This is a genomic window from Olivibacter sp. 47, from assembly GCF_030372825.1.
Lineage (GTDB): Bacteria > Bacteroidota > Bacteroidia > Sphingobacteriales > Sphingobacteriaceae > Olivibacter > Olivibacter oleidegradans.
On sequence record NZ_JAUCNR010000001.1, the window covers coordinates 917,733 to 943,261 of the forward strand.

General features: G+C 42.0%; 21 protein-coding genes. 11 read left to right on the forward strand and 10 right to left on the reverse strand.

The features are described from left to right. The 10 genes from QT327_RS04035 (at window position 1) to QT327_RS04085 (ending at window position 14,435) form a co-directional block, all read left to right on the forward strand. Entirely contained in the window at window positions 1–489 is a 489-nt protein-coding gene (locus tag QT327_RS04035) for a hypothetical protein (RefSeq protein WP_130856783.1), read from the forward strand. A gap of 52 nt (window positions 490–541) precedes the next feature. Next, the gene (locus tag QT327_RS04040) at window positions 542–1,195 is read left to right on the forward strand and encodes a DUF1349 domain-containing protein (protein ID WP_130856782.1); all 654 of its coding nucleotides are present in this window, start codon (window positions 542–544) and stop codon (window positions 1,193–1,195) included. Window positions 1,196–1,313: 118 nt separating this feature from the next. Then, window positions 1,314–1,880, forward strand: coding sequence for an RNA polymerase sigma factor (locus QT327_RS04045; RefSeq protein ID WP_013667920.1), 567 nt, complete (start codon window positions 1,314–1,316; stop codon window positions 1,878–1,880). Window positions 1,881–1,972: 92 nt separating this feature from the next. Beyond that, entirely contained in the window at window positions 1,973–3,169 is a 1,197-nt protein-coding gene (locus QT327_RS04050) for a FecR family protein (RefSeq protein ID WP_130856781.1), read from the forward strand. A 173-nt stretch (window positions 3,170–3,342) separates the two neighbouring features. After that, on the forward strand, window positions 3,343–6,615 hold the full coding sequence (locus QT327_RS04055; RefSeq protein WP_289552104.1) for a TonB-dependent receptor: 3,273 nt from the start codon (window positions 3,343–3,345) through the stop codon (window positions 6,613–6,615). Between the two features lie 11 nt (window positions 6,616–6,626). Beyond that, window positions 6,627–8,234, forward strand: a complete 1,608-nt coding sequence (locus tag QT327_RS04060; RefSeq protein ID WP_289552105.1) for a RagB/SusD family nutrient uptake outer membrane protein — start codon at window positions 6,627–6,629, stop codon at window positions 8,232–8,234. A gap of 19 nt (window positions 8,235–8,253) precedes the next feature. Next, window positions 8,254–10,329 carry a beta-L-arabinofuranosidase domain-containing protein gene (locus tag QT327_RS04065; RefSeq protein ID WP_165447008.1) on the forward strand — a complete coding sequence of 692 codons (2,076 nt, stop codon included), beginning with the start codon at window positions 8,254–8,256 and terminating at the stop codon, window positions 10,327–10,329. 7 nt (window positions 10,330–10,336) lie between these two features. Continuing rightward, window positions 10,337–12,316 carry a glycoside hydrolase family 127 protein gene (locus tag QT327_RS04070; protein ID WP_149106017.1) on the forward strand — a complete coding sequence of 660 codons (1,980 nt, stop codon included), beginning with the start codon at window positions 10,337–10,339 and terminating at the stop codon, window positions 12,314–12,316. A 226-nt stretch (window positions 12,317–12,542) separates the two neighbouring features. Next, window positions 12,543–13,820 carry an aminotransferase-like domain-containing protein gene (locus tag QT327_RS04080; protein WP_289552109.1) on the forward strand — a complete coding sequence of 426 codons (1,278 nt, stop codon included), beginning with the start codon at window positions 12,543–12,545 and terminating at the stop codon, window positions 13,818–13,820. Window positions 13,821–13,907: 87 nt separating this feature from the next. Beyond that, on the forward strand, window positions 13,908–14,435 hold the full coding sequence (locus QT327_RS04085; RefSeq protein WP_130856775.1) for a GNAT family N-acetyltransferase: 528 nt from the start codon (window positions 13,908–13,910) through the stop codon (window positions 14,433–14,435). 37 nt (window positions 14,436–14,472) lie between these two features. Here the strand turns inward: QT327_RS04085 and QT327_RS04090 are convergent, their stop codons facing one another. Together QT327_RS04090 and QT327_RS04095 are read right to left on the reverse strand one after the other, a co-directional pair. Then, a complete protein-coding gene (locus QT327_RS04090; RefSeq protein WP_130856774.1) occupies window positions 14,473–17,502 on the reverse strand; it encodes a non-ribosomal peptide synthetase family protein in 3,030 nt (1,009 codons plus the stop codon). Between the two features lie 157 nt (window positions 17,503–17,659). After that, entirely contained in the window at window positions 17,660–18,385 is a 726-nt protein-coding gene (locus QT327_RS04095) for an MBL fold metallo-hydrolase (protein WP_130856773.1), read from the reverse strand. 288 nt (window positions 18,386–18,673) lie between these two features. Between QT327_RS04095 and QT327_RS04100 the strand changes: the two genes are divergently transcribed. Then, window positions 18,674–18,889: a hypothetical protein gene (locus QT327_RS04100; RefSeq protein WP_013667931.1), complete on the forward strand. Its 216-nt coding sequence runs from the start codon at window positions 18,674–18,676 to the stop codon at window positions 18,887–18,889. Between the two features lie 26 nt (window positions 18,890–18,915). On the opposite strand, the gene QT327_RS04105 is transcribed toward QT327_RS04100, so the two are convergent. From QT327_RS04105 to QT327_RS04140, 8 genes are all read right to left on the reverse strand, one after another. After that, window positions 18,916–19,278 (reverse strand): response regulator, encoded by a 363-nt coding sequence (locus tag QT327_RS04105; protein WP_041387745.1) that lies wholly within the window; start codon window positions 19,276–19,278, stop codon window positions 18,916–18,918. 72 nt (window positions 19,279–19,350) lie between these two features. Continuing rightward, entirely contained in the window at window positions 19,351–20,613 is a 1,263-nt protein-coding gene (gene soxC, locus QT327_RS04110; RefSeq protein ID WP_130856772.1) for a sulfite dehydrogenase, read from the reverse strand. A 2-nt stretch (window positions 20,614–20,615) separates the two neighbouring features. Then, window positions 20,616–21,188 (reverse strand): c-type cytochrome, encoded by a 573-nt coding sequence (locus tag QT327_RS04115; RefSeq protein WP_289552111.1) that lies wholly within the window; start codon window positions 21,186–21,188, stop codon window positions 20,616–20,618. Beyond that, window positions 21,172–22,800 (reverse strand): hypothetical protein, encoded by a 1,629-nt coding sequence (locus QT327_RS04120; RefSeq protein WP_130856770.1) that lies wholly within the window; start codon window positions 22,798–22,800, stop codon window positions 21,172–21,174. The genes QT327_RS04115 and QT327_RS04120 overlap by 17 nt, the downstream gene beginning before the upstream one ends. Window positions 22,801–22,812: 12 nt before the next feature. Continuing rightward, entirely contained in the window at window positions 22,813–22,980 is a 168-nt protein-coding gene (locus QT327_RS04125) for a hypothetical protein (protein WP_289552113.1), read from the reverse strand. Between the two features lie 4 nt (window positions 22,981–22,984). Next, window positions 22,985–24,178, reverse strand: coding sequence for a DoxX family protein (locus QT327_RS04130; RefSeq protein ID WP_289552114.1), 1,194 nt, complete (start codon window positions 24,176–24,178; stop codon window positions 22,985–22,987). Between the two features lie 13 nt (window positions 24,179–24,191). Continuing rightward, window positions 24,192–24,461 (reverse strand): RagB/SusD family nutrient uptake outer membrane protein, encoded by a 270-nt coding sequence (locus QT327_RS04135; protein WP_289554401.1) that lies wholly within the window; start codon window positions 24,459–24,461, stop codon window positions 24,192–24,194. A gap of 9 nt (window positions 24,462–24,470) precedes the next feature. Beyond that, the gene (locus QT327_RS04140) at window positions 24,471–25,526 is read right to left on the reverse strand and encodes a RagB/SusD family nutrient uptake outer membrane protein (protein ID WP_289552115.1); all 1,056 of its coding nucleotides are present in this window, start codon (window positions 25,524–25,526) and stop codon (window positions 24,471–24,473) included. Window positions 25,527–25,529 lie beyond the last annotated feature (3 nt).

A 25,529-nucleotide genomic window follows, 5' to 3' on the forward strand; every position in this document is an offset into this window, starting at 1 on the left:
ATGAAAGAGACAAAGGATTATTCACACATAAAAGGTTGGGGTATCGACGCAGATCCTGAAAACGAACCTACTTACCCCCTAAAAAACTATACAGGTGACGACCATGCTCGTACTCATTGGGACCGCCCAAGTCTACAGGTAAAGGACGTGGAAATCCTCCACTCTAACGAAAGGCCAACTATTAGCGCTGTATTTGGCAATACCTTACCTCCAAAAGGTTTAAGTGGAATCGTTAGACGTTTTGCCTTCAGATACAGCGAAAATCGATACCGCCATTGGTTACCCTTATTGTTGGCCGACCGGATTGATGTGATAGAGGGCTTGTTTGACGACCTACGCCATGGGCATATCCCAAACATCTTTGCAGAGAAAGGGTATAAAGCACGTTGGAAACATGATCGAAACGGTGTCATTAAAAAAGCGGCAACGGTTGTGGTGATAACAAGCTGCCTAATCCTTCTTCTTCGACACGGAAAAAATAAGCGGTAATTTATTTTTTGCCCCAAGGCTTTTCCTATTTTTGGTGCTCAAATGCATCATTATGAAAATATTCGCCCTTGTACCTTTATTCTGTTTGTTACCGCTCGCACCTAAAGCTCAGACCCTCGAAAAAATGACTTGGTTTAATGAGCCCGCCGAATGGAAAATAGATGGTCGACAATTCACGATGGAGGTGACCCCTAAAAGTGATTATTGGCGAGTTTCGCATTACGGATTTACCGTAGATGACGCACCTTTTTATTATGCTAACTATGGAGGTGAATTCGAAGCGAAGGTGAAACTCATTGGCCAGTACCAGGCGCGCTTTGATCAAATGGGTTTAATGATCCGAACCGACCATGAAAACTGGATCAAGGCGGGCGTCGAATTTGTGGATGGCAAACTCAATGTCAGTGCGGTAGTAACGCACGGAAAAAGCGATTGGAGTGTGGTACGATTGGAAAAAATCCCGCCCCACATTTGGATAAAAGCGATAAGACGCTTGGATGCCATTGAATTTTTTTACTCCTTCGACGACAAAAACTATATTATGCTGCGCAACGCTCCCTTAGAGGACAATCGGCCTGTACAGGTTGGTTTGATGGCAGCTTGTCCCGATGGCGAAGGTTTTACCGCCAAGTTCGAAGAATTTACCGTCAAGCATTTACCTGATCAACGTCGGATTGAGTGGTTGAAAAAGAACGCTTCAGAATAATTGCAAGAATTAAAAATATCCTTCCTTTTCTAATTTATTAGACAATGATTATCGCCAATGCTTGGAATTCTGCATTGATTGCCTATTTTTGTTTGCAGTAAACCAAATCGCAGACCTAGTGGCTTTCGAGGAAAAAGAATTGATATTACAAGTATCAAAGGGCAATGAACATGCCTTTTCGCTTCTTTTTCGTCAATATCATTTACACCTGGCTACCTTTGTTTATAAGCTGACAGACTCCTATGAGCTTACGGAGGAAATTGTGCAGGATGTCTTTCTCAAAATATGGACAAACCGAACGCAATTAACCGCTGTTAAAAATTTTAAAGCCTATCTATTTACTGTTTCGAAGAACCATAGCCTCAATTGTCTGAAGCAGGCGGTAAAAGAAAAAGCAGTCCGCCAACACTGGAAACACGAACACAGTAGGCTGTTTAGCGAAGATGAGTTAACAAACTATCATCTTTTGCTTGATCAGGCGATCGATACGCTTCCTCCCCAACAGCAAAGAGTTTATTTGCTAAGTAAGCATGAACACTTAAAATACGCGGAAATAGCCGATCGAATGGGGATTTCTAAAGAGACCGTTAAAAGCTACCTAAAACTTGCAACCAGTACGGTTATCAGCTACCTGAAAAAGCATATTTACCTTCTCCTCTTTTTGCTCATTAAAATAAAGTTTTAATTTTTCGCTAGTCGCTACCCCCTTTTTTTATTTTTTATTGTCTTTTATATAGTCTCGCTTTGCTAGCAAGGGACATAACCATTTATAATAATATGAACAGCGCTTCAGAAAGATTCTATTTTTTGCTAAATCGTTTTTTAAATAAAAGCATTCATCGTGAGGAGTTAGATGAACTGTTGTTTCTGTTAGATACCCTTCCGAAAGAAGAGATCGATCAAGTGTTACAGGCCATCTATGAGGAGACTCTTGTATCGCCCCTGTTAGCAGAAAAGCTAAAAAGCGAAGAGATGCTCAAACAAATATTAGGAAAGAAAGTAGCGCGCCCGATCTCCAAGCGTCATTCTCTGTCCCTATATGTCAAACTTGCGGCTACCGCGGCAGTCTTAGCGGGACTTGCTTTCGGAGTTTTTATTCTTCAGCAAAAAAACAAACCGCTGAATTTGCAAACGACAAACACTGCGCCAAGTAAGGAAAGCGATATTTTACCGGGAGGAAACAAAGCCACCTTAAGAATGGCAGACGGAACTACCATTATACTGAACGACTCACCGAACGGCCTTTTAGCCAATGAGAAAGGTATATCTATAAAGAAAATAGCTGACGGAGAACTCATCATTGATGCCGGTACAATAAAAAATGATGAAACGCCAACACAGCGTTGGAATACCGTAGCGACCCCTAGAGGGGGTCAATACCAAATACGGCTCCCCGATGGAAGTAAGGTCTGGTTAAACGCAGCAAGTTCCTTACGATTTCCTTCGCAGTTCCATGGCAATGAACGCAAGGTAGAATTAAGTGGTGAGGCTTACTTTGAGATTGCTAAACATTCAAACAAGGCATTTAAAGTGATTAGTAGGCATTTAGAAGTGCATGTATTGGGCACTGATTTTAATTTATTGGATTACGATAACGAAACGGTAGTTAAAACCACCCTGGTTAACGGAGCAGTTAAAATAAAGCGCGGGACACAGGCGAAGTTGTTAAAACCGGGCCAACAAGCATTACTGCATCGCAATGAGACCATTACTATAACTGATCATGCTGACATAGAAAGTGAAATTGCCTGGAAAAATGGCGTCTTTATATTTAAGGACGCTAGTATTCAACACGTTATGGAACAAGTGGCCAGATGGTATGATATTGAAGTGGAATATACCGGTGTTCGATCCAAGAAATTACTGAATGGAAGCGTTTCCAGAAATGTCAATCTATCTGAGTTGATGAATATGCTTGCCTATACCGGCGTAAATTACGAAATACGAGGAAGAAAAGTCTTGATTAAAAACTAACTGCAAAGCTTCGTCTTTGAGCCTAACCAATAACGTAAACCCAAACATGATGAGCGAATAAAAACAATAAGAATGACAGTAAAACGGAGAGTGCTGGTACCACTCTCCGAAAAGCTTGGAGTTATTTCCACATTGGTCTGACAACATTTATTAACCCAAACACAACAAAAGTAATGAAATTTATTTCAAAGGCCGCGCTATGTGATCGGCCGTTCCTGCAGCAATTATTATTGACTATGAAACTTACTGCGTTTATACTACTATTAGCCCTGATGCAGGTCAGTGCCAAAAGTTATAGTCAAGGGATAACCTTAAAAAAGGAAGAAGCTTCCGTCACTGATATCCTCAAGTTAATTGAACAGCAAAGTGGGTATCATTTTCTGTTCGATAAGATGGATATAGAGAAAGCCAGCCCCATCACCGTCGATCTTAAAAACGTATCCATTGAAGAAGCACTGAAAAAAAGCTTGGAAAACCAACCGCTATCATTCAAAATCATGCAACGAACGATTGTTTTGAAAGGCATCCATCGGGTAGTAAAAAGCGTTGCTACCTTTCAGCAATTTGTCAGTGGAGTAGTGAGAGACGAGAAAGGACTACCCCTACAAGGCGTTAGTATAAAGATAAAAGGTACTAACACCGGTACAACAAGCAATGTAGATGGGCTTTATAAGCTCTCGATTTCTCAGGAAAATGCAACTCTTTTATTCAGCTATATTGGTTATGTTACACAAGAAGTACCCATTAAGAACCAAAACACGATTGATATTACCTTAAAAGAAGATGCGAATACGCTTAATGAAGTGGTAGTAGTAGGATATGGCACACAAAAACGCGAACAAATTACCACCGCCATTGCCAGTGTTAAATCAGAAGATTTCGTTCAAGGTTCGGTAAATGACGCTGCACAATTGATTCGTGGTAAAGTTGCCGGTCTAAGTGTAGTATCACCCGATGCCAATCCGGTTGCAACTGCTCAAGTTAATCTCCGGGGAGTACCCTCTATTTTAGCCAGTAGTGCCCCTTTGGTGTTAATTGATGGTGTACCCGGAACGCTGTTTACCGTTGCACCGGAAGATATCGAGTCCATCGATATCCTGAAAGATGGCTCTGCGGCAGCCATTTATGGTACACGGGGCACCAATGGGGTTATTCTGATTACCACCAAAAAAGTAAATGGGGAAACACCCGCAACTATTGACGTCAACACCTATTTTACCACACAAAGTATTGCCAGAAGACTGGATTTTATGGATGCTGCTCAATACCGTCAACGGGTGGCTGAGGGAAGGCCAGGTGCTACTGATTATGGTTACGAGACCGATTGGTTGGACGAAATAACACAAACACCTATTTCACAAGTATATAATATCAGTTTAAAAGGCGGAAACAGTAAAACCAATTATATCGCTAATGTAAATTACAGAAATCTTGAAGGTATTATCAAAAGGTCGAACAACCAAGTACTTTTCCCACGCATTGAGTTTAATCATCAGATGTTTGACGGTAAGTTAAAATTGAATGCCAATATAAATGGTTATCAACAAAAATATTTTTCCGGCGCAGACGGTACGAGCTTCCGAGGAGATGTGTACAGAAACGGACTTACTTTTAATCCGACTGATCGTCTAAAAGATGATAACGGGACATGGGTTGAGCGGATAGAGAAAACCGACTATATGAATCCCGTAGCGCTCTTGGAAGAAACACAGGGACTCATTCAGAACAACAATTTCAGAACGTTTGGCAATATCACTTATTCGCCTACACAAGACATCCATGTAAAGCTTTTACTTTCGCGCGATCTTTATAATAGCACCCGGGGTTACTACGAAACAAAGAAGCATTTCTCAACCATTCGAGATGGAAGAAATGGCTACGCTTCCAGAGGCACTACACGCACGCAAGAGGATCTGTTAGAATTGACAGCTGACTACCATACAATTATTAAAGACCATGAAATTACCGGCTTAATCGGTTACAGTTGGCGAAACAATAATTACCAAGATTATTGGATGCAAAATTGGGATTTTCCGACGGATGATTTTTCATATAACAATATGGGAGCCGGATTAGCCTTAAAACGCGGACAAGCGCCTGAGAATTCCTTACAAAGCGAGAACAAGTTAGTCGGTTATTTTTTCAGACTAAACTACAATTATAAAGAAAAGTACCTTCTCATGGCCAGCATTCGTCATGAGGGGTCTTCTAAGTTTGGACGAAACAGCAAATGGGGTAATTTTCCGGCAGTTTCAGTAGGGTGGAATGCCATTCGCGAGCTTTTTTTCCAAGATGTCAAAGCTCTTAGTAACCTAAAATTTCGGGCAGGGTTCGGCATCACCGGTACGGAACCACCCGATCCGTATCAATCCTTAAGCCTAGTTAACTTTGATACCTATAGTCTTGTTAATGGACAATGGATTCAGGTAGTGAATCCTTCGCTAAATCCGAATCCCGATCTACGTTGGGAGAAGAAAGAGGAGTTAAATATGGGTCTTGATTTTGGGTTCTTTGACAACCGTTTGTCCGGTTCGGTCGACTACTACAGAAGAACCACAAAAGATTTGTTAATGGATTATCCGGTACCTACCCCACCCTATTTGTACAATACGATTCAAGCAAATGCAGCCTCTATGCAGAATAAGGGAGTCGAGTTGCAGGTGAACGGTGTACCTCTGCAAACGGGCGACTTTCAGTGGCGTACATCCGTAAACTTTTCCACCAACAGTAATAAGATTTTATCCTTATCTGATGAGAACTTCCAGCTCGCTAGCGGTTACTTTGATACCGGAGAAACGGGTGAACCGATTCAACAACGTACCCATCGCGTGCAAGTGGGTCAGCCTATAGGCAATTTCTATGGATTTAAGACCGTTGATATTGATGAGAACGGCTATTGGATTATTGAAGGTAAAGATGGCAACCCAAAGCCCATAGCCAATCAACAAGCCGATGACAAGCAAATTATAGGCAATGGGTTACCGAACTATTACGCAAGCTGGAACAACACTATAGTATACAAAAATTTCGATTTGAATATTACTATGCGTGGTGCCTTCGGTTTCCAAATCTTGAATATGCCCGAAATGTTCTATGGCAACCCGGTGATGCTTACACGCGGTAATTTACTCAATTCAGCCTATAACAACGTCTTTGACAAACGTCCACTTGCCGATGATCAATCCCTTAATTACGTAAGTTATTATATAGAAAATGGCGACTACTGGAAAATCGACAATGTCACTTTGGGCTATAATCTTCCGGCTACCGGCAAATACATTAAGCGCGTACGTCTGTATGGATCGATTTCGAACCTAGCTACCATTACCGGTTATAAAGGGATAGATCCCGAAGTAAGTATTAGCGGCTTATCTCCAGGTATTGATAATAAAAATCGTTATCCGTCTACTACTAGTTACACCTTGGGTGCATTCTTAACTTTTTAAGTCCTTGAAAGATGAAAACACTAACATATTATATACCGTTTTTTTTATTCGTCATTATGCTCTCTGCTTGCAACAATGACCTAGACGAAATCTTATATACTGAGGTAACTGATGATCAGTTAACCTACACCAATGCTTATCAGGCAACCGGCATTCTCTATGCCAATATGCGTGAACTTTTCGACCATCACAATTGGGCGGGCGTACAGGAAACTTCCTCGGATGAGTTGGTCATGCCTGCTAATGCCTCTGGTTGGGATGATGGTGGCATATACAAGAGAATCCACTTACATACATGGAATTCAGAAAACGAGCAAATGAGTGCCATGTGGAACAGCTTCTATAAAGGTGTAATCAACGCCAATCGCATTATAAGCTTATTTGAAGCGGACAAAATTCCCTTAAGTGACGGATTAACAAAAGAAAGCATCATAGCAGAAGTAAGAGTAATACGTGCTTTTTTTTATTGGCTCGTTTGTGATAATTTTGGCGATGCACCCCTCGTTACAACAGTCAGCACTCAGCTTCCGGCTAACGTGTCGAGAGCTGAACTTTATCAATTCATTGTTTCGGAAATCAACGCTGCCATCCCCGCACTAAGTGAAGATCGTGATCAGCTTTTCTATGGTCGATTTAATAAATGGGCCGCGAAATCCCTGTTAGCTAATGTGTATCTCAATGCAGAAGTTTACAGTGGTGCACCCGCCTGGCAAGATTGCATACAACAATGCAATGATGTGATCAGCTCTGGTAAATACAGTCTAAGCACCAACTTTAGGGAGATATTTAGCACCTTTAATGAAAATTCTCCGGAAATTATATTTGCCGTTCCCTTCAATGAAACTGTTGGCGGTGGTTTTCTCTTCCATATGTTTTCTTGGCACGCCTCGCTAAAAGCCAAAGCGAATATGCAAGCCACCCCTTGGGGTTCCGGTTCAGCCATGGCCGTACCACAATTTATCGACAGCTATGATCCAGTTGACGGACGCTTAGCCGACACTTGGTTGATGGGGCCTCAATTTGCCGCCGATGGCAAGACAGCACTTCTGGGTGCATACGATCAAGCCGGCAAGCCGCTTGTATTCACAAAAGCAATTCCGGACGGATTGTACACCGGTGAATCAGAAGGCTATCGGATGAATAAATTTACCGTCAAGATGGGGGCCATGCATAATTTAGATAATGATTTTCCTTTCTTCCGATATGCTGATATCCTGCTGATGAAGGCCGAGTGCCTGTTGCGTAACGGCAGCGCAGATGAAGCAGCGATGTTAGTTAGCCAAGTAAGAAACCGGGCTTTCAGAAATAATCCTGAAAAAGCGAATGTAACCGGTAGTGAGCTGAAGCAGAACAGTCGCTATCCTTATGGTTATGTAGAAGATTATAAAATAATAGATGAAGGCAACACAGCACCCATACAATATGGACGCATGCTTGATGAACTCGGGTGGGAATTCGCTTGGGAAGGTCACCGTCGACGCGACATGATTCGCTTTGGCATATTTACCAGCAAAAGTTGGCTATCACATAAACCAAATGGTGATTATCGTATTATCTTCCCGATTCCGCAGCAGACCATCAACTCGAATCCTAATTTAACACAAAACCAAGGTTACTAACATCATGCTTCATACAACGATGAAAACAAAACAAGTTATATGTTTTATTCTTCTTGCTTTCGGCCTAGGCGTTGCAAGCGAGGCGCAAGTACAGAATCGTAGCCCCCTACGTCCTAATCCTTATCTCGAGCTCCCGCTGGGTAATATACAAGCAAAGGGTTGGCTGGCCGATCAACTTAATCGAATGAAAGCCGGACTTACCGGACACCTGGATGCACGTTATCCGCAAGTAATTGGCTCGCGAAACGGCTGGTTGGGTGGCGATGGCGATGCGTGGGAAAGAGGCCCCTATTGGGTCGATGGTTTACTTCCTTTAGCGTATATTTTGAAAGACCAAGCTCTTATTAACAAAGTGAAACCTTGGATTGAATGGACTTTGAACAACCAGCGTGAAGACGGTTATCTTGGACCTAAACCCCTTGCGGAAAAACCAGAGCCCGAACCCGGTATTCAAAAAGAGCCCGTAGAAGATTGGTGGCCTCGTATGGTTATGCTAAAAGTGCTCCAACAATATTACAGCGCCACAGGCGATAAACGCGTTATTGAAGCGCTGACTAAATATTTTAAATATCAGCTGCAAGAACTTCCCCAGCATCCCTTGGACCAATGGTCTTTTTGGGGAAATCGCAGAGGAGCTGACAATTTAATGGTCGTTTATTGGTTGTACAACGTGACGGGCGAAAACTTTCTATTGGATTTAGGTAATCTGATTTATCAACAGACTTTTCCCTATACAAAGGTATTTTCAGGCGCTTACGGCACAAAACAGGATGGTATTGAACATCTCTACCCATATAACACCGGCAATACTTATCCATTTAAGCAAGCGCTTATCGATAAATTACATGTTGGTCAGTTGCAAAGCTTCCACTGTGTTAATCTTGCTCAAGGTATTAAAACACCGGTTATTTATTATCAACAGCATCCCGATTCGACCTATATCGAAGCAGTAAAAAAAGCCTTTAATGACATCGCTATCTTTCACGGTCAAGCGCAGGGCATGTACGGTGGAGACGAACCTCTCCATGGGAACGCGCCTACGCAAGGTATTGAATTCTGCTCGGTGGTCGAAATGCTCTTCTCCTTAGAAAGTATGCTGACCATTACAGGCGACACGGAATTTGCCGATCGAATCGAAAAAATCGCCTATAATGCCATGCCTACACAAGCTACGGACGACTTTAATTATCGGCAATATTTTCAAAGCGCAAACCAAGTTATGATTTCCCGCGCCAAACGTAATTTTTTCGAAGATGATGGGCACCAAGGTACTGATCAATGTTATGGATTACTTACGGGGTATCCCTGTTGTACAGCCAATATGCACCAAGGATGGCCCAAGCTTGTACAAAACCTCTGGTATCAAACGGCCGACGGAGGCGTAGCGGCGCTTTTGTACGGTCCTAGCCACGTAAAAGCACAAGTAAACGGACAGCCCATCGAAATCTCCGAAGACACCTATTATCCTTTCGATGAGCGTATTCATTTTACTATTCATAGCAAAAAGGATTTAAGTTTCCCTTTTCATCTACGCATTCCACATTGGGCAAAAAATGCACAAATTAAGATGAACGGCGAACTAAGTAATGAAGAGGTTAAGCCAGGCAGCATCGTAAAAATCAGTCGCCTCTGGAAAAATGGAGATCAAATAACCCTTGTTTTGCCTATGCAAATTGAAACCAGTCGCTGGGCTGAACTATCCGTTGCCGTAGAGCGCGGACCGCTGGTATACGCGTTGAAAATCGATGAGGATTGGCGTAAAGTGAACGACGGCGACTATTTTGGCGACTACCTCGAAGTGCATCCCAAATCGGATTGGAATTTCGGTTTACTATCGAAAACGATCGCAGATCCTCAGAGCGGCTTTGAAGTCATAAAGAACAAGGCAAACGGTCAATATCCATGGAATTTATCCGGCGCACCGATTATCCTTCAGACCAAAGCTAAAAAAATTCCGGAGTGGAAACTCTATAAAAACATGGCGGGCCCGCTTCCCCATCAATTTACGGAAGCAGCGGAAGAAGAAATCCCAATCACCTTGATTCCCTATGGTTGCACTACCTTACGAATCACACAATTCCCTGTAATTAATTAAAAATATCATGACGAGAAAAAGAATGCTTTATATCGGCAGTTACTTCCTATTCGCAATAGGAAATGCTTATGCGCAGGAGACATTGTCCTCTATACGGCCCGTCAACTTTTCGAAGGTTGAAATAACCGATCAATTTTGGACGCCAAAAATCAAAACAGTGAGCGAAGTAACCATTCCGGTCTGTATAGAGCAGACCGAAGTTAAAACACCCCGTATTCGAAATTTCGAGAAAGTGGCACAACATTCGGGCGAAAAACACGAAGGAATTTATTACGATGATTCGGATGTTTACAAAGCCTTGGAAGCGATCGCTTATTCGCTCAAAAACCACCCCGATCAGCAATTAGAGCAAAAAGCCGATGAGTGGATTGATAAAATAGCCGCTGCACAGCTGCCTGATGGATATTTGAATACGTACTATACACTTAATGGATTAGATAAACGATGGACGGACATGGATATGCATGAAGATTACTGTGCAGGTCATCTTATCGAAGCTGCTGTTGCTTATTATAATACCACCGGCAAAACAAAACTCCTGGAAGTTGCTACTCGTTTTGCCGATCATATAGATTCTACTTTTCGGCAACAAAACCGGCCTTGGGTGAGCGGGCACCAGGAAATCGAGTTAGCTTTGGTCAAGCTGTATCATATGACCAAAAAAGAACGCTATTTAGCGTTAGCAGACTGGTTTCTTCAACAGCGAGGACGCGGTTACGGTAAGGGCCATACATGGGACGACTTAAAAGATCCGGCTCGCTGCCAAGACGCCGTGCCGTTGAAAGATCAAAAGGAAATTACAGGACATGCGGTGCGGGCAATGTATCTTTATACAGGCGCCGCTGATGTGGGAGCCGCCACAGGCAATACCGAGTACATGCAAGCGATGCAAACAGTTTGGCAAGATGTCGTATACCGTAATATGTATATCACCGGAGGCATTGGGTCCACTGCAAAAAATGAAGGTTTTAGTCAAGATTACGATCTTCCCAATGCCAGCGCTTATTGCGAAACCTGTGCCTCCGTCGGCATGGTTTTCTGGAACCAGCGAATGAATCTACTTACCGGCGAAGCTAAATATTTCGACATACTCGAACGAAGTTTGTATAATGGCGCGCTGGACGGTCTCTCCTATAGCGGCAATCGTTTTTTCTATGGAAACCCACTCGCATCACATGGCGGCTACGGCCGAAGCGAGTGGTTCGGCACTGCTTGCTGTCCTTCCAATATTGCACGTTTAGTGGAATCTTTGGGCGATTATATTTATGCACATTCAGATAAAGCGGTTTGGGTGAACCTATTTGTAGGCAGTAAAGCTGCCATTCCTTTATCCCAAGGTACTGTTGAAATAGCACAACAGACCGGTTATCCATGGCAGGGCGATGTTAATATTCGGGTAACGCCCGATAGAAAAAGAAAGTTCCCGTTACATATCCGCATACCTGGCTGGCTGCTCGGTCAACCAGCTCCAGGCGATACTTATCGATTTTTAGACACTACGGAAAACAAATACACCTTGCAAGTCAATGGTAAGAATGTTCCTTATCAAATCGAAAAAGGTTATGTTGTTATAGATCGAATTTGGGACAAGAACGATGCTGTCAGTATTCAAATGCCATTGGAAGTAAAAAAGATTGCGGCCAACGATCAAGTCGTCGCCAATAAAAATCGTATTGCCCTACAACGCGGACCACTCGTTTACTGTGTAGAGCAAGTTGACAATCAGGATAACGCTATGAACTTCATCGTACCTCCAGACGCCCATTTTACAGCAAGCTTTCAAAAAGATCTACTGGGCGGGGTAGTTACTTTACAAAGCAAACTGCCGGCAGCCACTCCATCGAGTGATGGAAAATCGATTCAGGTTACCAAGCAAACGATCACAGCGATTCCTTATTTCTGTTGGGCTAATCGAGGCAATGGTGAAATGCAAGTGTGGTTACCTACTAAAATAAAAAATGTGCTGATTAATTCGAAGGGTCTTTAGTTAAGCTAGCTGTACCGACGATATTAAACTGTACTGTCCTGTTTTCCAATAGTTAAAATGGTTATGTTTGCTTCTAAAGCAACATATATTTAAACAGGCAGTACAGTTATATGAGGTCGTATAAATTTGAAGTATTCACTGTATCCATTGAAAAAAATATTCGTAAGGGTATTTATCAGCCAGGGCAAAGATTGCCTTCAGTACGCGACTTAAAAAAAATGCACCATTGAGTACAACTACTGTGCAACACGGTTATGAACGACTTGTAAGTCAGGGATTAGTGACCAGCGTTCCAAAGAAAGGCTACTACGTAAGTGAACCGATTACAGACCTGGAAAACACCGTATATCCGATTGTAAGAGATCCGATATTTGTAAATAATCGCTTCCATACTACTTCAGCAAATCTGAAGAGGTCTGTATCCGAGTTTAATGTCGCTGCTCCGGGAGACCTCCTAATTCCTCAGAAACTGTTATTACGCACCATGCAGCAAGTGATCCGGGATAAAAGTGCTGGTCTCTTGCGGTATTACGATTCAAATGGTTTACAGGATTTAAAACATAAAATTATCAGTCATGCGGCCATTTACCGAACGATTATTTCGCCTGACGAATTACTAATTACTGACGGAGCCCTACAAGCTCTTTATATTGCGCTCAGTTCAGTCTGCGAAACCAATGATGTCATTGCCATCGAAAGCCCTTGTGTCTTTTCCGTTCTTGAAGTTGCAAGGGTGCTTAAGTTAAAAGTAATAGAGATTCCTTTTACCACTAAAATAGGATTTGACCTCGATTTCTTACGGAAAGCCTGTCTCAAAAACAACGTAAAGGCACTCGTCATTACGCCCAACTTTCACAATCCTACGGGAGCGATGATGACGGATGAGGAAAAACAGAGTCTTCTTTCCATTGCACAAAAGCATGGGCTTATCGTAATAGAGAATGATATTTATGGCGACCTTCCTTTTAATGGAGAACGACCTTCAACTATTAGGAGTTTCGACGAAAGTGGTTCGGTAATGACCTACTCTTCTTATGCTAAAACCTTGGCTCCGGGGGTTCGGCTAGGATGGCTATCGACGGCTCATTTTATGCATCGCGCCGAACAGATTAAGTTCGCTCTGGGAAGTACAGTATCCCCTATTTATCAGGAAACTGTTCATCGCTTGCTATCGAATGCCAGCTATCAACGACATATTCGTTCTTTTAGAGCACAACTCGCAAAAAATGCACAATTTACCATTGACTTACTAAATGAATGTTTTCCAAGGGGAACGCAAATCAGCGATCCAAAAGGGGGATATAATCTCTGGGTAAAACTGCCAAAGCATATCGATGTTGACCTATTTTATCGTAAATGCGAGGAAACAGGAATCAGGTTTACACCCGGTGACACTTTTTCTTTTTCCAACGCCTTTGAAAATCATTTTAGGGTCGTTTTCTCGGACAAATATTCATCTAAGAAAATTGAGGCAATAAAATCAATTGGAAAATATATTCATTAAATGCTGTACTGAAGAGTCTTAGTATTTCTGTATCGAGGATGCTACTGAAATGTTATATACTTTCGTATACTTCATAATGCTACAAGAATGAGAATCATAACTAAATTTACCGTCGGAACGGAGCAAGGAATAAATGACTTAATGCAATTAACAAGCACTATTGCCACCGAAAAATATGTACATTTATTGAGCCCGGAAACACTCGAGAATTATCTATCAAAACATTTCAATGAAGATGAGCTTATTCGCGAAATAAATAGTTTATCGAATCAATGGCTCGTTGTATATGCGAACGACAAAGCGGTTGGTTATGCCCGTTTAACCACCAAAGGAGAAAGACCCACCTATTTAAGCCAACAGCGCCTGATCCGAATTGCCGATTTCGGCATTTTGCAAGACCATAAAGAACAGGCGATAAAAGAATCATTATTAGATAAATGCGTATCCGTTTCGAAGTCCTATGATCTTATATGGATTAACGAATATTTGGAGAACCCCCTCGTTTCGTTTTTCGAACAAAATGGCTTTTGTAGAGAAAACGGCGTTTATCAAATGGAAGAATTACCATTAGCATCAACGTATCTGATTAAACGTATCCATCAAAATACAATATAAAGGAGTAGGTTCCTACTCCTTTATATCATTCAAACAATTAGATGACCCCAATAAATTGAAGGTAAGGGCGCATGATTTCTTTTGTAAATGCGGGCGGCTTTAGATCAATTTCATCCAAAAAGCGTTGGGTATTGCTTCGATCATAGTAGTAGGTGTTTTCATAGGCTTCTACCAAACATTTGCCTTCATGTACATCTTCCGTGAACAGGCTTAAAAGTGGGTATATTGGGAGTTCATTATGATAACGCCATTGATTTAGCCATTGTTGATACGCCATTCCTTCTAGTTTCAATCCAAAATATTCATTCATCTTAGCACAGAAATCGGTCAGCGAAACATCATTTTCCGGCAAAGGCGACAAGTGAAAATTTAGACCCACTGCTTCAGGCTTTTTTCCAATATGGGTGATTGCCTTGCACATATAATCCACGGTCGTCAATTCATCTTTCAACCCCATCACCAAAGGGAATGATTGCAATTCTGCACAGCTGCGAATTAAGGCTCCCCACCATTGATTCTTAACGGTAGCACCGGAAGTGCTGTGACAAACTGCAAAGCCTAATCGGAAATTAATGATCGGCACGCCTTTGTATTTGGCCTTTTCTGCGATGCGTTCCATCACCCATTTACTTTGTATGTAACCTAAATCGCGACTTACCGCATCCAGGTTCTGCTCTATTGGATCATCTTCATACATCCAGGTTTTACCTGTAAAAGGCCGCCCCCAACTAAACACGCCCATGGAGGATAGTAATACAAGATATTTGACTTTACGAGTAACCGCTAGGTGTAAAATATGGTGTAAGCCATCTATATTCGGCTTTTTAATGAGTTGATACGGCTGTACGTAACTCACCGAGCTACCAGAGTGGTAGATCACTTCGATGGTGTCCACTAAATAGGCGTAACGTTCATCTTCCAAACCAAAATTCGAAAGCGAAAGATCCCCCACTTCAACCTTCACACGGTGGTCATAATCAGCATGCCATTTAAGTTTAAACTTATCGAACGTATCAGTAAGCCTCTTCTTTGCCATTTTTTCACTTTCAGCTCTTACGAGGCAATAAATCAAAGCCTGTGGGTGCTGATGAAGAAGCTCTTCCAAGAGATGCGAGCCTACAAAGCCGGTACTACCGGTCAGAAAAATATGTTGGGGCCTGGCTAACACATCTGCACTTGGTAGATCGCCTATGGTAAAATCGAAAAGGAGCTCGGCATCATTCAGTAATTCTTTGACAGTCTGCTCCGCTTTTATTTTTTGCGACACCTCTGTTTCATTCAATCTCTTTTCAACTTCTTCTACAAAACCTTTTATGGTTGAGTAAGTATAAAGTTCCGGCAAAGCGATTCGGGCCCGCACCATTTCCGGCAATTGCATATGCAATTGAGCCAGCAATAAAGAGTGTCCGCCCAGGTCAAAAAAGTTCACATCGGTTGAAATTTGCTCCAAACCTAGCAAGTCTTTCCATATCCTTGTAACAAGCTCGGTCAGATTTGTCTCTCTCCGAATAGATATACCTTTTTTATCTTCCTGTGAAGGGATTAGCAATTGCGATTTATCGACTTTTCCCGCATGAGTTAGTGGCAGTTTCTCCATTACAACCACTTTGTCCGGAACCATATATGCAGGCATTAATTGTTGCAACTTGACCCTGACATCGCTGAATGTATGTTCATCAACATTAGCAATAGGCTGGACGAATGCAGTCAATGATGGCAAACCCAGCTCGGGACGATGCACTTTCACCGCAGCCCTTGCCACTTGAGGCAACTTTGCAATATGATGTTCTATCTCAGCCAATTCAATACGGTATCCTCTAATTTTAACTTGTTCATCTTCCCTTCCCACATACTCTAGCATGCCATCTGCACGCTTTATAACCCGGTCGCCCGTACGATAAAGTCTGGGCTCGGCAGCCTGTTCATTCACAAACCACGATGGAGCTTTTATAAAAGCTTTTTCTGTCTCATCAGAACGATTAATATAACCTAAAGCCAATTGCGGACCACTTATGTACAATTCACCGATCCCTCCAACAGGTACCTGTTCCATTTCTGCATCTAAAACCCAAAGACCAATTCCCGGAAGCGCTGAACCGATGATACGAGGGTTAGGATCTTGGTCAAACAGATAGTTGGTTACCGCTACGGTCGTTTCGGTAGGCCCATAACTGTTAATCAGCTTGACTCGCTTATACCATTTACGAACCGTGCTCTCTACACTTGCTTCACCCCCTATGGCAATGGTATGAAGATTACCTATAGGTTTATTGACAGGCAAAGAAGCGAGCACAGCGGGTGGTAATAGAGGCACTATATCAATGTGATTCGCTACTATAAAATCCAACAGAGGTTCCCCCACAATCTTATTTTTCGGGTACAAGACCACCGTAGCGCCCTGTAATAAGGGCACCCAAATATCGATAACTGCCGCATCAAAGCTTGGGGAAGCGAACTGTAAAGTTCTACTGTCTGTGTTAATGTCCAATACCTTAGCTTGTCGACTCACAAAATGATAAAAAGCGCCGTGGCTGATCATTACTCCTTTCGGTTTACCACTACTACCTGATGTATAGATAATATAAGCACAGCTATCTGCTTCTACTATTCGTTCTAAATTATTGTCTGGATATTGAGCTAAATCAATGTGATCCGGCATATCAAGCATCACACTTTTGACCCCCGAATTTCCTGCGGTTAAATCATAACATTGCTCCGTTATAAGTAAGTCGACCCCTGCATCGTCAATCATCGTTTGAATACGGCTTTCCGGGAGCTGACCATCAATGGGCACATAGGCAGCCCCCGCTTTTAACACGGCCAGAAAAGCGATAATCCGCTGCGGTGATTGACGCAGGCAAACCGCCACTTTATATCCATGGGTTATCCCTTTACTTCGTAAATAATGGGCTAGTCGGTTAGCCTCTTCATTTAGAAATTGGTACGTATACTCCGTACCCTCAAACACCAAAGCTACTTTGTGGGAAAGTCGTAAAGCAATGGCCTCCAATCGATCTACTATATGAGTACAGTGATCGTTGTCTAAAATAGGTTCTTGTATTTGCATAGTATCTTTATTTAACAAATACAATTTTGCAATTTATGGTTATACAAGAAAAAATTTTACACATAAAGTACTTTAGCCGAGACTAAACTTACTATTAACCTCTTTTTGTTAATTATAGGTTAAATATATATAAATATGTATAGCCAATTCAATCGCCCTAAAATCTCAATATCGGCAGCTTCATATCATGATATAGAAGTACGGCCCAATGCTCTTTATTGGCCTTCCGTTCCCACTCTTGGCGAAGCATCATTGCCTTTTTACCATCATAATCACTTTTATAGGCAATATGTAACTTTAAATAACCACGTTGCGGTAAATTATCGGCCCCATAGAAGGCTGTTTGTTTCTGTTCTCGTATCCAAAAAACTTGATGAAAAGGAGAATGTCCACCAGTTACCTGATAAGAGATTTCATTACTGATCATCCCCTCATCGTCCTCCATAAAAATCAGGTTTGGTAATTCAGCTAATTTTTCAAGCAGTCGGGGATTGTAAGATGGAACATCCTTCTGTTCCAAGGCAAAAGCCAATTCACGTTTCTGCAAAAAAATCTCCGCTTCGGGAAAATTGGATATTAACTTTCCATTTTTCATTTGACCGAGACCTTCTATGTGGTCTTTGTGCAAATGGGAAAGGAGAATTTTCGTTATGGCTGTTGGTTTTACTCGTTCCTTTTCAAGATTACGATATATGAGCGGCATTCCGTCAGTATCAATCGTCCCCAGACCAGTGTCCAGAAGAATGCGCTCTTCACCTACAATCACCAAAAAAGGATTAATTGCCATTTTAAGATCAGTAGCCGGCAAGAACTCGTTCAATTCAGTGAACTCTTTATTCTTGGTGACACTGTAGTTGCCTTCCTTTAAGGGTATAATTTTCATCGATCTATTTTCGTAATTAATGCTTTCGAACCATATTGGCACACCGGATGCTCGCTTTTTTAATGACTTCCTTTTAAGCAGGCACATTGCGCTGCGAAAAGCTTTCGAAAAATAATTTTCCTAAGCGTAACATAGTGATAACATTTTACATGTGTTTTTTGAACAATTTTTCCCTATATTTGACCAAAATTTGGAGTTCAGTCTGAACGTAGTATTTTATTTTAGTCAACCGGATAAGGGTCTGCATTACAAAGGCTATAGCTATAGTCAGGCCCGGATAAGGATTATATGAAAACCTTTACAACACACCTTCAGGCAATTAACCCCGACACACAGGAATTGCAGTTATTTGCAGGGCCAAATATTTTAGCGCGGGATTGGGATGAGGCAGAAGATTACTGTTATAGAAACGGATTAGGTTATCTAGTAGTGGATGGTGAACTTAACGAGGCACTCGGCACAGAAAATGCAACCAAACTAGTTCAACATATAACGTTAAATTAGATTCTAAAAGATGCTGTAAATAACCACTACAAATTCAATTGCTTTAAAATCACTTGTTCCAGTTCAGTTACATCAAACGGTTTCTTTAAGTAAACATCGGCTTGTGAATTTTGTGCTATTTTATCAAAATCGTTATTAGCTGAAAAGAAAATGATTGGAATATGCTTAAACCGGACGTCCCCCTTTAATAAGGCAATGGACTTTAATCCACCCGGCCCAGGCATCCAATTGTCCAAAAGAATGATATCCGGCGATTTCGCTTGCACTTGCGAAACAATATCCTCCGTTGTATTGCTTGTTTCTACTTCAAGCCCTAATTCCTCACTAATGATGGAACAAAAATATAAAATGTCTTTATCGTCGTCTAGGATAAGGATGCGTTTCGCCATAGTCCACAAAAATAGCACTTGAGAAGCAATTCGCAAATTAACTACTAATTAAATTCATTCTTTTTTCAATTATTAGCGATCATTAACAAGAAACACTTCTCCGTTTCCGTTGATTTCCCAAACGGTGATCGGATTGAAATGATATCCGCCCTTGCTTTCCCTTGCTTTAACTAACTCACGATAACTCGGCTGCCGGTATCCTGTTTCATCTATGGCTCTGCTCATGATCAATGTTGCTCTTCCATTCCAATGCCACAAATATCGAAATGCAGTATGGGCCTTACGTAAAATCGGTTCCTGTAGTGAAGCTTCCTGCCAAGACCTTCCCGCATCCACACTTACCTCTACCCGCCGGATCCTGCCTCTCCCGCTCCAAGCAATTCCTCTAATTTCAACCCATCCCCTCGAGATTTGCAACGGATAAGATGGAAATGTAATGATAGAGCGTGCATCCATGACGAAACTAAACTGCCTGATTTTCCCACCGGCTATAGGTTCTGTATACTTCGATGTCTCTTCGCGTGTCATATAAGGCTGATCGGTCAATTCAATTCGTTTTAACCACTTAATTTGCGTATTACCTTCCCATCCGGGCAATAACAGTCGCAGGGGATAACCTTGCTCAGGCCGTATAGCCTCTCCATTCTGTGCATACACAATCATGGCATCATCAAATGCCTTGTTTAAAGGAATACTTCGTGTCATCAAAGCCGCATCCCCTCCTTCTGCAATAAACCAACTAGCTTTACTCTTGATGCCAACCTCTCGAAAAAGTGTCGACAGCATAACGCCGGTCCACTCACTTTGACTGGTCAATCCGCAAATTTCCTGTGGTGTCAACGTCGTCTTTCCGGTCCGAAAATTTCCTGAACATTCAATAAAGCAGATGCGCGTAAATACAGGAAAACGCTTGATATCCTCTAGGGTAAACGACATTGGTTTTTCAACCATCCCATGAATAAGCAGGTCATGCTTGGAGGGCTCAATAAACGGCACACCTGCGTGATCTCGCTCAAAGTGCAAGTCGGCAGGTGTAATTGTTCCATACAGGTCTTGCAAAGGGGTTCTCGCCGAAGTAAAAGATGGCAATTTAACCGGTTTCTCAAAAACTGAACGTGTGCCTAAAATACCGGGAGGCGCTCCTTGAATTTTAGTTGGGTTGGTTATCGGTGTCGGGAGTGTTTGCCTTGCCACTTGCGTAACCCGGCCCAAAGAGTCTTCAACCAATACCAAACCAAGCGCTGCGGTACCCTTTAACATACTTCGCCGATCCATTTTTAAGTTGGATAAGTTATCAGCTGCCCGCGTATTTATTATTTTGTTATCCTCTTTCATATTCACTTAATCATTGGCCCATCACGCCTATCATCCGAAATAAATTTGTATCTATTAGGCATTTTTACTTTAGGCAAAGTAATCGAGTTAATGTGCAGTGTATCCGCAATTAATGAATTGGCCGACAATAAATAAGCCGTCAAATGATAAACTTCATCATTAGCAAGCGAGCCCGGTGCATTATAAGGCATTGCTCTCCTTATATAGTCAAACAAGGTGGTCGCATACGGCCAGTAATTTCCGATGGTTTTTTCTTTTACCCCATGGTCTCCTACTAATCGATCATAAACCCCTCCCTCGCCTGTCTTTCCATGACAGGAAGCACATTTTTGTTGATAAATTAGCGCTCCTTCTTTTGCATTTCCGTTGCCTGCAGGTAATCCCTTACCATTCGGAGCAACCGAAATTGCGAATTGGGTAATTTCATTTTCTTTTACTATCCTTCCAAAACCAAAACTTTCCGGGTAGTTTCCCTCTCGTGGACGAATAAGTACATCTTTAGGTGACGGTTGGCAGCTCCAAAAAGTACCTATGAAAAATAGAATGGCTGTATACAATTTATTCTTTACGATCATAGGATCCTGCGTCCAAGGTGCTTTTGGTTAAAGTATAATTCCGATGCTGACGCTTTAATACCACTTTAATGGAATCTCGCGACTCATTTAATCCCTCTAGAACCACCGTCGAGCCATTATCACTCGTCCTATATTGCAAGACCATTTTATTTCGAATAAGGGGGAGCGGTGCTTTGACGAAGTCTCTGGATCTTCTAGCCGTTGCCCCTCGTGGGTCGATCATTTGATCTTCCTTTCCAATATGCTGCCAAGCCGTAGAACTTATCCAATCCGCTGGATAAATATCATCAATCGCAGTTTGCCCGGCTCCTTGCCTATTTGGATAGTCAACATTTCGTCTTTTAACGCTTGCAGGGAAGCGTGCCGCAGCAATATTCTTATCTTCCAGATAAAGTGTTTGCGTAATCGTATCTGCATAATAGTGATAAACCCGGCGCCCACCAGCAACACCGGCAATCTCGAAGGTACGATCCACATCGCGGATCGGGCTACCACCCCCATTGGATAAATCCAATGGTTGCGCCCTATTAACTTTAAAGGTTAAGCTACTCCACTTTTCGAAGGTTAAATCCTGCCACCGTAATGAGTCATTTGGATTAAAAGGAATTAACTTGCCATTTAGATAAAATTCATCAACCTGATAATAGCCTCGGAGTTTTGCAACGCCCGGAGATGACGGTTGCTTATAAGGATCATACCAAAAATTGAGCAGTTGCACATAAAACAGTACGCCTAAGAACAAAACGAGGACCACTGTCTTTAAACCGAAACGGACAATATGCTGCCAATTTCTTCGAAATTTAGGGTAGTAATGTCTTGGCACGGTTACTTGTTCCAAAATCATTAAGCGATAGATATCAGACACATAATAGCTCAGAATAAATGAGCCAAAGAGCACGAAATAAGAAGCATAAATATGCACACCTCCGTCATAAGCAAAATTTACAAAAGTAATGCTACCTAGTGCACCGACCAGCAGGGCTGCTCCGTAAAAAGTTGTTTTTCTAAAAAACAACAAACTACCGGCCAACAATTCTACAATACCTGCAAACACCTGATACCAGGGTACAATACCGATAGATAACCAGTAGATTTTTTGTGGCGTCAAATCACCAAAATTTGTATTCAACAAGCCTTCTGACGGATAAGGCATTTGAACCGGGAGCACTTTTGTGAAGGCAAAACCGATGATACCGATTCCGGCGCGATAACGAGCAACGACCATTAACCAGTAATACAATTTACGATAATCCCTTGCCTTTTTGTCAACTGCGCTCCATAATAGCGCACCAATTAAGGAAAACAACAATACGATAATCCAGTCATTATAGCCATACCACTCGGGAAGCCACTTAGTTAACATAGGGAAAGAAGGTTGAAACCGCGCAATGTCATATAAATCACGATAGTGGAGACTCGTCCAATCAATTGCAAATAGATCTGTATACCAACGGATATTCCAAGGAATAGACATGAGAACAAAAAACAAAAACAGCAATCGGAAACCGAACTTCTGCCCCTTGTTCCAAACATGGCCACTAGGGCTCACTGCATTTTGGACAGCTTCTTCTGAAATCGAAGAATGAATAGGTGAAACAATTGATGAATCCATGGCTTATAAAATTTATAATATGAGTTGGCTGCGTCTGCCCACTTTCTTCGCTTCCTTTAATAGGTATTTCTTATCTATTTTGCGCAAGTGTATATCGATCACTTTTTGAGCAGCATCCTTTCCAATCAACCGGATGGTGCTATCCGAAAGGAAGATCGTTGAAAAAGAAAATTTCGTCAATTCGTTATGGTTTGTGGGGATTCAGGGTAAGTCCTCCTCCATCGTTTTTTTCACAACGATAGTAGCGCCTAGCACCATTACCGGCAAATTCATAGGCCTTAGCTTCGTCATTGCGATGTATTACTTCGACGTTATGTGTATCGGGTTTCAGTCCAACTGCCGTTTGTATACTAAGGGTTGGCCATTTTTCCACAACCACATTTCGCCAACGTAAACTGCTTTTGCTGACATACGGAAGTTCCTTTCCATCGTATACAAAAGAACTTACATCATAAAAGCCTTCCCTTAATAAACCGGAACGGGAAGAAAATTGATAGCCCCCCATTCGATATTGCGTATAAGCTCGTTGCCCATAGAGTACGACAAAAAACAATAAAAAGCCGAGTTTTAACACCATTCTTCCAATAGAACCGTAATTTGTTACATATTCGGGTTTGAATCGGGCGGGTACTGCAGCGCGTTCAAGCGTGAGTAACGTATACAGACGAGGCGCATCATAAGCCAGCAAAACAAGGGCAAATTGAATGAGGTATAAGCTATATGTTGCCTCTCCCCCTTCATAAGCCAAATTGGAAAGAAACACATTTCCTGTAAAGCTAAGGATAATGAAAGTTGCGATGAATACAGTTTTTCGATATAATAAGAGCAGTCCGGCTAGGATTTCCACAAAGCCCAAAAAACTTTCAAAAGAGGGGGCTACACCCAAACTAAGCGAAAAAATTTTCCAGGCTGACAGATCACCATAAGGGGTATTCAAATCACTCAGTGTTGGTGGAGGAGATTGCAAAGGAAATAGTTTTAAATAGCCGTAAGCAATGACACCCAAAGCCAGGCGATAACGTAAAATTACGCGAAGAAAATAGTACCAGCGATCATACGCGCGTGGCGTACCACGATCAAAACCACTCCACGCTAGCGTACCAATAAGCGCAATCAATGCTAAAATTGACCAATCAGCAAAGGTATTCAAACCCCAATAATCGCCTGCCATATAAGAAGATAACAGTTGGGGCGTATACCGACTTATATTGAACAGATCGGTTAAAGTTGGGTGAAACCAATCGATTTTGAAAATATTTGCCCAATACTTCCAATCTAACGGTAAAGCTTGAAGTAGTAAATAGATCAAAAAGAAACGAAAAATAATCTTTTCAAAGCTACTCCAGTACGATGGTTTCTCAGTAGTTGAATTTGCCATACTATATCTTATTTTAATATCCCGGATTTTGTTCTAGCGCGCTGTCTACTAAAATCTGTTCGGCTGGCAAGGGCATCAATAAACGATTAGTATCACTGATATTAAGCACGGTCTGTGCCCTACCTGTTCGTACCAAATCAAACCATCTATGGGCTTCCAAACCAAACTCTAACCGTCGCTCATTTTCAATAGCCAGTAAAAGCTCATTTTGCGTACCCACAGCCGTTTGCGGTACACCGGCACGGTTCCGTATTGCATTTAAATCACGAACTGCTTCTTCCAGTTTTCCGAGCTATGCATTAGCTTCCGCGCGGATTAAGTACAATTCAGCTATCCTAATGACATAGGTGGGATCGGTGGCAGGGCTACGGTAATAAAGATTACCATACCATCTGTTCTGATTGTCTTTCGCCACAAGCGCACTGCGCGAACCACCTATTGTTGGATCGTTCACTAAATTCACGAACGTGTTATTCGGCGCCCATTGACGTGTCCCTCCATTTTGTTGTGGCTGCCATTGCCCACGATGGGGATTCACCTCATTGGCATTGTAAAAAATTTCAAAGACCGACTCACGGGTTCCAGTCACTCCGTCCGCAAAAAAGGAATAATAGGGATTTAATAAGCTATAATTAGCTTGATCGTCGATTAAGAGGCTAGCATAGTCTGCTGCCTGTTGCCAATTTTCCCGATAAAGAAAATAACGAGCTTTCAAGGCCCGTACCGTTTTCTTTGTAGCCTGGAATCGGTTGGTAGTCTCCTGCAGTAATTCCTCTGCTCGATTCAGATCAGCCAGAACCAGATTATAAGTCTCCTCTATTGAACTACGTGCAATACCCACGTTGTCGGTAGGACCGGCCGTAGGCTCAGTAATCAATGGAACACCACCCCAAGTACGAGCCAAGTCGAAATAGGCAAGCGCCCGAATAAAGTAAGCTTCGCCGGCAATTCGCTTTCGTACATCTTCACTGATAACGTTGGCTGCCAACTCATTTACGTTTTTAATTACTTGATTTGCTCTGTTGACGGCTACATAAATTTCCTTCCAGGTATTCGTGATTGTTGCGTTCTCTGCATTCACTTGATGGTTTATAAATTCCTGCACCTGCGATTGCGAACCTGTCCACTGAATATTATCTCCGGATAGATAAGCAATTGACTGGAAGTCGACACTGTAATAAGTTCGCAATGCACTATACACACCATTCAAAGCGGCATTTGCAGAAGTTTCGTCTACAATAATATTTTCGCCTGAAATAGAAGCCTTTGGTTCAACATCTAAAAATTTACTGCAGGAAACCATAGCCATGATAAAGGCAACAAAAGTTGTATTTTTTAATGTCGTCATGAA

Excerpts from the sequence above, each read along its gene's own strand:
- QT327_RS04050 (WP_130856781.1), top strand. The coding sequence starts at position 1,973 with ATGAACAGCGCTTCAGAAAGATTCTATTTTTTGCTAAATCGTTTTTTA.
- QT327_RS04090 (WP_130856774.1), bottom strand. The coding sequence starts at position 17,502 with ATGCAAATACAAGAACCTATTTTAGACAACGATCACTGTACTCATATA.
- QT327_RS04055 (WP_289552104.1), top strand. The coding sequence starts at position 3,343 with ATGAAATTTATTTCAAAGGCCGCGCTATGTGATCGGCCGTTCCTGCAG.
- QT327_RS04035 (WP_130856783.1), top strand. The coding sequence starts at position 1 with ATGAAAGAGACAAAGGATTATTCACACATAAAAGGTTGGGGTATCGAC.
- QT327_RS04130 (WP_289552114.1), bottom strand. The coding sequence starts at position 24,178 with ATGGCAAATTCAACTACTGAGAAACCATCGTACTGGAGTAGCTTTGAA.
- QT327_RS04095 (WP_130856773.1), bottom strand. The coding sequence starts at position 18,385 with ATGAAAATTATACCCTTAAAGGAAGGCAACTACAGTGTCACCAAGAAT.
- QT327_RS04040 (WP_130856782.1), top strand. The coding sequence starts at position 542 with ATGAAAATATTCGCCCTTGTACCTTTATTCTGTTTGTTACCGCTCGCA.
- QT327_RS04060 (WP_289552105.1), top strand. The coding sequence starts at position 6,627 with ATGAAAACACTAACATATTATATACCGTTTTTTTTATTCGTCATTATG.
- soxC (WP_130856772.1), bottom strand. The coding sequence starts at position 20,613 with ATGAAAGAGGATAACAAAATAATAAATACGCGGGCAGCTGATAACTTA.
- QT327_RS04120 (WP_130856770.1), bottom strand. The coding sequence starts at position 22,800 with ATGGATTCATCAATTGTTTCACCTATTCATTCTTCGATTTCAGAAGAA.
- QT327_RS04105 (WP_041387745.1), bottom strand. The coding sequence starts at position 19,278 with ATGGCGAAACGCATCCTTATCCTAGACGACGATAAAGACATTTTATAT.
- QT327_RS04115 (WP_289552111.1), bottom strand. The coding sequence starts at position 21,188 with ATGATCGTAAAGAATAAATTGTATACAGCCATTCTATTTTTCATAGGT.
- QT327_RS04100 (WP_013667931.1), top strand. The coding sequence starts at position 18,674 with ATGAAAACCTTTACAACACACCTTCAGGCAATTAACCCCGACACACAG.
- QT327_RS04140 (WP_289552115.1), bottom strand. The coding sequence starts at position 25,526 with ATGACGACATTAAAAAATACAACTTTTGTTGCCTTTATCATGGCTATG.
- QT327_RS04070 (WP_149106017.1), top strand. The coding sequence starts at position 10,337 with ATGACGAGAAAAAGAATGCTTTATATCGGCAGTTACTTCCTATTCGCA.
- QT327_RS04065 (WP_165447008.1), top strand. The coding sequence starts at position 8,254 with ATGAAAACAAAACAAGTTATATGTTTTATTCTTCTTGCTTTCGGCCTA.
- QT327_RS04085 (WP_130856775.1), top strand. The coding sequence starts at position 13,908 with ATGAGAATCATAACTAAATTTACCGTCGGAACGGAGCAAGGAATAAAT.